The organism is Streptomyces sp. OfavH-34-F, assembly GCF_022347745.1.
Classification (GTDB): domain Bacteria; phylum Actinomycetota; class Actinomycetes; order Streptomycetales; family Streptomycetaceae; genus Streptomyces.
Map to the genome: position 1 here is coordinate 1 of NZ_JAKRGC010000327.1, position 7,161 is coordinate 7,161.

The 7,161-nt window shown below is 73.6% G+C and carries 7 protein-coding genes and 1 pseudogene; 3 read left to right on the top strand and 5 right to left on the bottom strand.

The window, feature by feature from the left end; translation table 11 throughout:
• A partial coding sequence (locus MHW47_RS29875) for an isocitrate lyase/phosphoenolpyruvate mutase family protein (protein WP_239226947.1) occupies positions 1–644 on the bottom strand: 644 nt, incomplete at its 3' end.
• 8 nt (positions 645–652) lie between these two features.
• Positions 653–1,162, bottom strand: coding sequence for a carboxymuconolactone decarboxylase family protein (locus tag MHW47_RS29880; protein ID WP_239226949.1), 510 nt, complete (start codon positions 1,160–1,162; stop codon positions 653–655).
• Positions 1,163–1,208: 46 nt separating this feature from the next.
• On the opposite strand from MHW47_RS29880, the gene MHW47_RS29885 reads away from it, so the two are divergent.
• Entirely contained in the window at positions 1,209–2,612 is a 1,404-nt protein-coding gene (locus MHW47_RS29885) for a PLP-dependent aminotransferase family protein (RefSeq protein ID WP_239226951.1), read from the top strand.
• 104 nt (positions 2,613–2,716) lie between these two features.
• Here MHW47_RS29885 and rocD read toward each other — a convergent pair whose 3' ends face one another.
• Positions 2,717–3,922, bottom strand: a complete 1,206-nt coding sequence (gene rocD, locus MHW47_RS29890; protein WP_239226953.1) for an ornithine--oxo-acid transaminase — start codon at positions 3,920–3,922, stop codon at positions 2,717–2,719.
• Positions 3,923–4,101: 179 nt separating this feature from the next.
• Between rocD and trpS the strand changes: the two genes are divergently transcribed.
• Complete coding sequence (gene trpS / locus MHW47_RS29895) at positions 4,102–5,115, top strand: tryptophan--tRNA ligase (RefSeq protein ID WP_239226955.1); 1,014 nt, start codon at positions 4,102–4,104, stop codon at positions 5,113–5,115.
• Positions 5,116–5,222: 107 nt separating this feature from the next.
• The gene (locus MHW47_RS29900; RefSeq protein ID WP_239226957.1) at positions 5,223–5,813 is read left to right on the top strand and encodes a 2'-5' RNA ligase family protein; all 591 of its coding nucleotides are present in this window, start codon (positions 5,223–5,225) and stop codon (positions 5,811–5,813) included.
• Positions 5,814–5,831: 18 nt separating this feature from the next.
• On the opposite strand, the gene MHW47_RS29905 is transcribed toward MHW47_RS29900, so the two are convergent.
• Complete coding sequence (locus tag MHW47_RS29905) at positions 5,832–6,620, bottom strand: decaprenylphospho-beta-D-erythro-pentofuranosid-2-ulose 2-reductase (RefSeq protein ID WP_239226959.1); 789 nt, start codon at positions 6,618–6,620, stop codon at positions 5,832–5,834.
• Between the two features lie 35 nt (positions 6,621–6,655).
• Positions 6,656–7,161, bottom strand: a pseudogene (locus MHW47_RS29910) (decaprenylphosphoryl-beta-D-ribose oxidase); the annotation flags it as partial.

A 7,161-nucleotide genomic window follows, 5' to 3' on the forward strand; every position in this document is an offset into this window, starting at 1 on the left:
CCCAGCTCGCCCAGCCGGCGCGGCCCGGGCGCGTCCGGCCGGGCCAGGGCGTTCACCGGCAGCCCCGGCAGGGCGCCGGCCAGCAGCCCGAACACCGCCTCCGGGGCGAGGATCGGGTAGAGGCAGTCCGCGCCCGCCGCCGCGTAGAGCCGCGCCCGGCGCAGGGTCTCCGCCGCCGGGTCCGCCCCCTCCGGGACGCCCGTCACGAACGTGTCGATCCGGGCGTTGACGAACAGCGCGTCCCCGGCGGCCGCCCGGACCGCCGCCAGCCGGTCCGCCTGCCGCTCCGCGTCCACCAGGACGCCGTCCACCGTGTCCTCCAGGTTGCAGCCGACCGCCCCGGTGGCCAGCAGCCGCTCCACCAGCTCCCCGGCCGGCAGCCCGTACCCGGCCTCGACGTCGGCGGAGACCGGTACGGACACGGCCCGCGCGATCCGGGCCACCGCCGCGAACATCTCACCGGCGGGCGTCGAGCCGTCCTCGTACCCGAGGGACGCGGCGACCCCCGCGCTCGGCGTGGCGAGCGCGGGGAAGCCGGAGTCCGCGAAGGCACGGGCGCTCGCGGCGTCCCACGGCCCGGGCAGGACCAGCGGGTCGCCGGGAGCCCGGCCGAGGTGCAGGGCGCGCAGGGCGGACGCGGTCACGGCGCCGCTCAGCGGAAGTCGCCGGGCGTGTAGTGGCCGGGCAGCATGCGGGTGGACACGGCGAACCGGTTCCAGGCGTTGATGGTGATGATCGCGGCGATGAGGTGGGCCAGCTCCTCCTCACCGAAGTGCTTCGCGGCCCGGTCGTACACCTCGTCCGGGACGAAGCCGTCCGTCAGGACGGTCACCGCCTCGGTCAGCTCGATGGCCGCGATCTCCTTCGGCGTGTAGAAGTGCCGCGACTCCTCCCAGGCGCTGAGCTGGACGATCCGCTGCACCGACTCGCCCGCCGCGAGCGCGTCCTTGGTGTGCATGTCCAGGCAGAAGGCGCAGTGGTTGAGCTGCGAGGAGCGGATCTTCACCAGCTCGGCGATCACCGGGTCGACGCCCCGGCGGGAGGCGGCCTCCAGCCGGGCCATGGCCTTGTAGACCTCGGGGGCGTGCTCGGACCAGACCATGCGGGGGGTGTGCTCGGGGCAGTACTCGGAGATGCTCGTGCTGTTCTCGTTCGTCGTCATGCCCCCAAGACTATGAGCCAGTGGCGCACTTGTATGGTCCATTTCCATGACGGATACCTGGGCCACTTTCGGCGCCGACCTGCACATCGACCCGACCGGCTCCACCGGTCTGCGGGCCGGGCTCATGCATGCCCTGCGCGAGGCCGTGCGTACCGGCCGGCTCACCCCCGGCACCCGGCTGCCGTCGTCGCGCACCCTCGCGGCCGACCTCGGCATCGCCCGCAACACCGTCGCCGACGCCTACGCGGAACTGGTCGCCGAGGGCTGGCTCACCGCCCGGCAGGGCTCCGGGACCAGGGTGGCGCGGCGCGCCGAACCCCGGGCCCCGGTCTCCCGGGCGCCGCGCTCCCGGCCCCCGCGCACCGCGCCCGCCTACAGCCTGATGCCGGGCACCCCGGACCTGGCGACCTTCCCGCGCGCCGAATGGCTCAAGGCCGCCCGCCGCGCCCTCACCGACGCCCCGCACGACGCCTTCGGCTACGGCGACCCGCGCGGCCGGATCGAGCTGCGCACCGTCCTCGCCGAGTACCTGGCACGGGCGCGCGGGGTGTACGCCGCCCCGGACCGGATCATCGTCTGCGCCGGGTTCGTGCACGGCCTGATGCTGCTCGGCAAGGTGCTGCGGGGGCGCCGGGTGCGGGAGGTGGCCGTCGAGTCGTACGGGCTGAAGATCCACACCCGGCTGCTCACCGAGGCCGGGCTGCGCATCCCGTGCCTGCCGCTCGACCACCTCGGCAGCCGCACCGGCGAGCTGCACACCCTGCGCCACGCGGGCGCGGTCCTGCTCACCCCCGCGCACCAGTTCCCGACCGGCGTCCCGCTGCACCCCGACCGGCGGGCGGCGGCGGTCGACTGGGCGCGGTCCACCGGCGGGCTGATCCTGGAGGACGACTACGACGGCGAGTTCCGCTACGACCGCCAGCCGGTCGGCGCCCTCCAGGGACTGGACCCGGAGCGCGTCGTGTACCTGGGCACGTCCAGCAAGTCCCTGGCGCCGGGGCTGCGGCTCGGCTGGATGGTCGTGCCGCGCGCACTGGCCGCCGAGGTCGCCGAGGCGAAGGGGGCCAGCGACTGGGCGCCCAGCGCGCTGGACCAGCTGACGCTCGCGGAGTTCATGGCGTCGGGCGCGTACGACCGGCATGTGCGGTCCATGCGGCTGCGCTACCGCAACCGGCGCGACCAGCTCGTGGCGGCGCTGGCCGAACGCGCGCCGGACATCCGGGTCAGCGGCATCGCCGCCGGGCTGCACGCCGTCCTCGAACTGCCGGCGGGCACCGAGGCGGAGGTGATCCGGGCGGCGGCCTGGCAGGGGCTCGCGGTCGAGGGCCTGGGCTGGTTCCGCCACCCGGACGCCGGACTGGAGCGCGACGCCCTGGTCATCGGCTACGGCACCCCGACCGACAGCGCCTGGAAGGGCACGCTGGAGGCCCTGCTGCGGGTGCTGACCTAGGGCGTGTTCTGAAAGTCCCGCCTGCCGGTCGACGCCCGGCACGCACACTCGCGCCCAAGGGGGTGCCGGGCCGCGCGCCGGGGCCGGCCCGGCACCCCCGGGAGTCAGTCGCCCAGCACCTCGCGCAGCTGCTCCAGCCCCCAGTCCAGGTCCTCCTTGCCGATCACCAGCGGCGGGGCGAGCCGGATCGTGGAGCCGTGGGTGTCCTTCACCAGCACCCGGCGCTCCAGCAGCCGCTCGGAGATCTCCCGGCCCGTGCCCAGGGCCGGCTCGATGTCCACGCCCGCCCACAGCCCGCGGCCGCGCACCTCCCGCACCGCGCCCCGGCCGACCAGCATCCCCAGCTCGCGGTGGAGGTGGTCGCCCAGCTCGGCGGCGCGCTGCTGGTACTCCCCGCTGTTCAGCATCGCGATGACCTCCAGCGCCACCGCGCAGGCGAGCGGGTTCCCGCCGAACGTCGAGCCGTGCTCACCGGGCCGGAACACGCCGAGCACCGCCGCCGACGACACCACGGCCGACACCGGCACCACGCCGCCGCCGAGCGCCTTGCCCAGCAGGTACACGTCGGGCACGACGCCCTCGTGCTCACAGGCGAAGGTCTTCCCGGTCCGGCCCAGGCCGGACTGGATCTCGTCGGCGACGAACAGCACGTTCCGCTCGCGGGTCAGCTCCCGGACCCCGGCGAGATAGCCCGGCGGCGGCACCACCACGCCCGCCTCGCCCTGGATCGGCTCGATGAGCACCGCCACGGTGTTCTCGGTCATCGCGTCGCGCATCGCGGTGAGGTCCCCGTACGGCACGATCTCGAAGCCGGGCGTGTAGGGGCCGAAGTCGGCGCGGGCCTCCTGGTCGGTGGAGAAGCTGATGACCGTCGTCGTCCGGCCGTGGAAGTTGTCCGAGGCCACGATGATCTTCGCCATGCCGTCCGGGACGCCCTTGACCCGGTAGCCCCACTTGCGGGCGGTCTTCACCGCCGTCTCCACGGCCTCCGCCCCGGTGTTCATCGGCAGCACCATCTCCATGCCGCACAGCTCCGCCAGGCGCGTACAGAAGTCGGCGAACCGGTCGTGGTGGAAGGCCCGCGAGGTGAGCGTCACCCGCTCCAGCTGCGCCCGCGCCGCGTCGATCAGCCGACGGTTGTTGTGGCCGAAATTGAGTGCCGAGTAGCCGGCCAGCATGTCGAGATGGCGGCGGCCCTCGACATCGGTCACCCAGGCGCCGTCGGCCGTGGCGACGACGACGGGCAGCGGGTGGTAGTTGTGCGCGCTGTGCGCCTCGGCGGAGGCGATGGCGTTGTCCGTGGTCGACACGGGATCTCCGTTCGTCGTGCGGCGGGGGCAGAGGTTGGCCCCACTTTGTATCGTCGGTCGGTTCTCCCGCGAGGAAACCTTCACTTCACGGTGTGCCCGCGTTTTCCGCTGCGCGGGGCCGCCGGACGATTCCTCCACCGGTTGCCCGAGAAGGGCCCGGCACCTGAGACAATGAGCCCATGGCCTCTGAACGTCCCCGTGTGCTCTCCGGAATCCAGCCCACCTCCGGCTCGTTCCACCTCGGCAACTATCTCGGCGCGGTCCGCCAGTGGGTGGCGCTGCAGGAGTCCCACGACGCCTTCTACATGGTGGTCGACCTGCACGCGATCACCGTCCCCCAGGACCCGGCGCAGCTGCGGGCCAACACCCGGCTCGCCGTCGCCCAGCTGCTCGCGGCCGGGCTCGACCCCGAGCGCTGCACGCTGTTCGCCCAGAGCCACGTCCCGGAGCACGCGCAGCTCGGCTGGGTGATGAACTGCCTGGCCGGGTTCGGTGAGGCATCCCGGATGACGCAGTTCAAGGACAAGTCCGCCCGGCACGGCGCCGACCGCACCACGGTCGGCCTGTTCACGTACCCGATGCTGATGGTCGCCGACATCCTGCTCTACCAGGCCGACGAGGTCCCGGTGGGCGAGGACCAGCGCCAGCACCTGGAGCTGACCCGCAACCTCGCGGAGCGGTTCAACGGCACCTATGGCGAAACGTTCACCGTCCCGGACCCGTACATCCTCAAGGAGACGGCGAAGATCTACGACCTCCAGGACCCGTCGTCCAAGATGAGCAAGTCGGCGGCGAACCCGAAGGGCCTGATCAACCTCCTGGACGACCCGAAGGCCACCGCCAAGAAGGTCAAGAGCGCCGTCACCGACACGGACACGGTGATCCGCTTCGACCGCGCCGAGAAGCCGGGCGTCAGCAACCTGCTGACCATCTACTCCACGCTGACCGGCGCGTCGGTGCCGGAGCTGGAACAGAAGTACGAGGGCAAGGGCTACGGTGCGCTGAAGACGGACCTCGCCGAGGTCATGGTCGACTTCGTCACACCCTTCCGCACCCGCGCCCAGGAGTACCTGGACGACACCGAGACGATGGACGCCATCCTGGCCGAGGGCGCCGAGAAGGCGCGGGCCGTGGCCGCCGAGACCCTGGCGTCGGTCTACGACCGGATGGGCCTTCTGCCCGCGAAGCACTGAGTCCAAGGACCCTGGCGGCGAGACGGGCGCAGGCGGCACACTTGCGGCGTGAAGTCTGCGGCCGCCCTTGGCTGAAAACAGACCACCGAGGAGTGAAGGAGAACGACGTGGGGACCGTAACGCTCGGCGTTTCGATCGCGGTCCCGGAGCCTTACGGCAGCCTGCTCCAGGAGCGGCGCGCGAGCTTCGGGGACATTGCCGCACACGGCATTCCCACCCACGTCACCCTCCTGCCGCCGACCGAGGCCGAGGCGGCCGACCTGCCCGCGATCGAGGCGCACCTCGCCGCGATCGCGACCGGCGGCCGCCCCTTCCCGATGCGGCTGTCCGGCACGGGCACCTTCCGGCCGCTCTCGCCGGTCGTCTTCGTCCAGGTCGTCGAGGGCGCGTCCGCCTGCGCCTGGCTCCAGAAGCGGGTCCGGGACGCCTCCGGGCCGCTGGTGCGGGAGCTGCAGTTCCCCTACCACCCGCACGTCACCGTCGCCCACGACATCTCCGAGGAGGCGATGGACCGGGCCTACGCGGAACTCGCCGACTACGAGGCGTCCTGGATCTGCGGCTCCTTCGCGCTGTACGAACAGGGCGCCGACCGCGTCTGGCGCAAGATCAACGAGTTCCCGTTCGGCGCGGGCGGCGTCAACCCGGCCGTCCCCGCCCAGAGCGGCAGCTCCCTGGACGCCCCCTCCCTCCACCCCTAGAGGGGCGCGCGCGACCGCTCAGACCGGCAGCCGCCGGAACAGCGGTCGCGGGACATGGCGCAGCACCGACATCACCGCGCGCAGCGCCCCCGGCACCCACACCGTCTCCGAGCGCCGCCGCAGCCCCGTCACGATCGCGTCGGCCACCGCGCCCGGCGTCGTCACCAGCGGGGTCCGGGTGAACGGGACCGCTGCCAGCGGGCCGCCCGCGCTCCGTACCGCCGCCGCGTCCGGCACCACCGGGCCCGGGCGCACCACCATCACGTGCACCCCCGTGCCGTGCAGCGCGTCGCCCAGGCCCTGCGTGAACACGTCCAGGCCCGCCTTGCTCGACCCGTAGATGAAGTCCGCGCGCCGGGCCCGCTCACCGGCCACCGAGGACAGCACCACCAGTGAGCCGTGTCCCTGCGCCTGGAGCGCACCGGCGCACACCAGACCGGCCGAGACCGCGCCCGTGTAGTTCGTCTGCGCCACCCGGACCGCGGCCGGCGGCTCCTCCTCGTCCCGCTCCTGGTCGCCCGGGATGCCGAAGGCGAGCAGCACCATGTCGATGTCGCCCTCGGCGAAGACCTTCCCCAGGACCGTCTCGTGGGACTCCGTGTCCAGCGCGTCGAACGCCACGGTCTGCACGTACGCCCCCCGGTGGCGCAGGTCCTCCGCCGCGGCCTCCAGGGCGGGCGACGGGCGGCCCGCCAGCCAGACCGTGCGGGTGCGGTGGGCGATCAGCCGGCGTGCCGTGGCGAGCCCGATCTCCGACGTGCCGCCGAGGACGAGCAGGGACTGCGGGGCACCGAAGGCATCCTTCACGGGAACGCTCCTTGCAGGGGAGAGGGGGAGGGGGTCTACAGCGACAGCCGGCGGGACAGGTCCGAGCGGAACGCCCCGGCCGGGTCCAGTTCGGCCCGCAGCGCCCGGAAGCCGGGCAGCCTCGGGTACATCGCGGCGAGCACGTCGGGGCGCAGCCGGGAGTCCTCCGTCAGCGACACCCGGCCGCCCGCAGCCGCCACCTCCTCGTCCAGGGAGTCGAGGAAGCGGGGGAGCCCCGGCAGCCCGGCCGGCAGGTCGAGCGCGAGGTTCCAGCCGGGCGCCGGGAAGGACAGCCAGCCGGGACCGCCCTCGCCGCACCGCCGGAGCACGGCCCGGAACACGGGGCAGCGGCTGCGGGCGATCCGGCCGACGATCCGGCGCAGCGTGTCCTCGCGGCCGTGCCCGACCAGGAACGCGTAGTGCACCCGGCCGCGGGTGGGGAAGACCCTGTCGCGGTGCGGGGCCGCGTCCAGGGCGCGGAAGAAGGCGCTCAGCGGCCGGAGTTCGCCGGTGCGCGGCCGGAACGCCGGGCGGTGGCCCG

Excerpts from the sequence above, each read along its gene's own strand:
- MHW47_RS29880 (WP_239226949.1), bottom strand. The coding sequence starts at position 1,162 with ATGACGACGAACGAGAACAGCACGAGCATCTCCGAGTACTGCCCCGAG.
- trpS (WP_239226955.1), top strand. The coding sequence starts at position 4,102 with ATGGCCTCTGAACGTCCCCGTGTGCTCTCCGGAATCCAGCCCACCTCC.
- MHW47_RS29885 (WP_239226951.1), top strand. The coding sequence starts at position 1,209 with ATGACGGATACCTGGGCCACTTTCGGCGCCGACCTGCACATCGACCCG.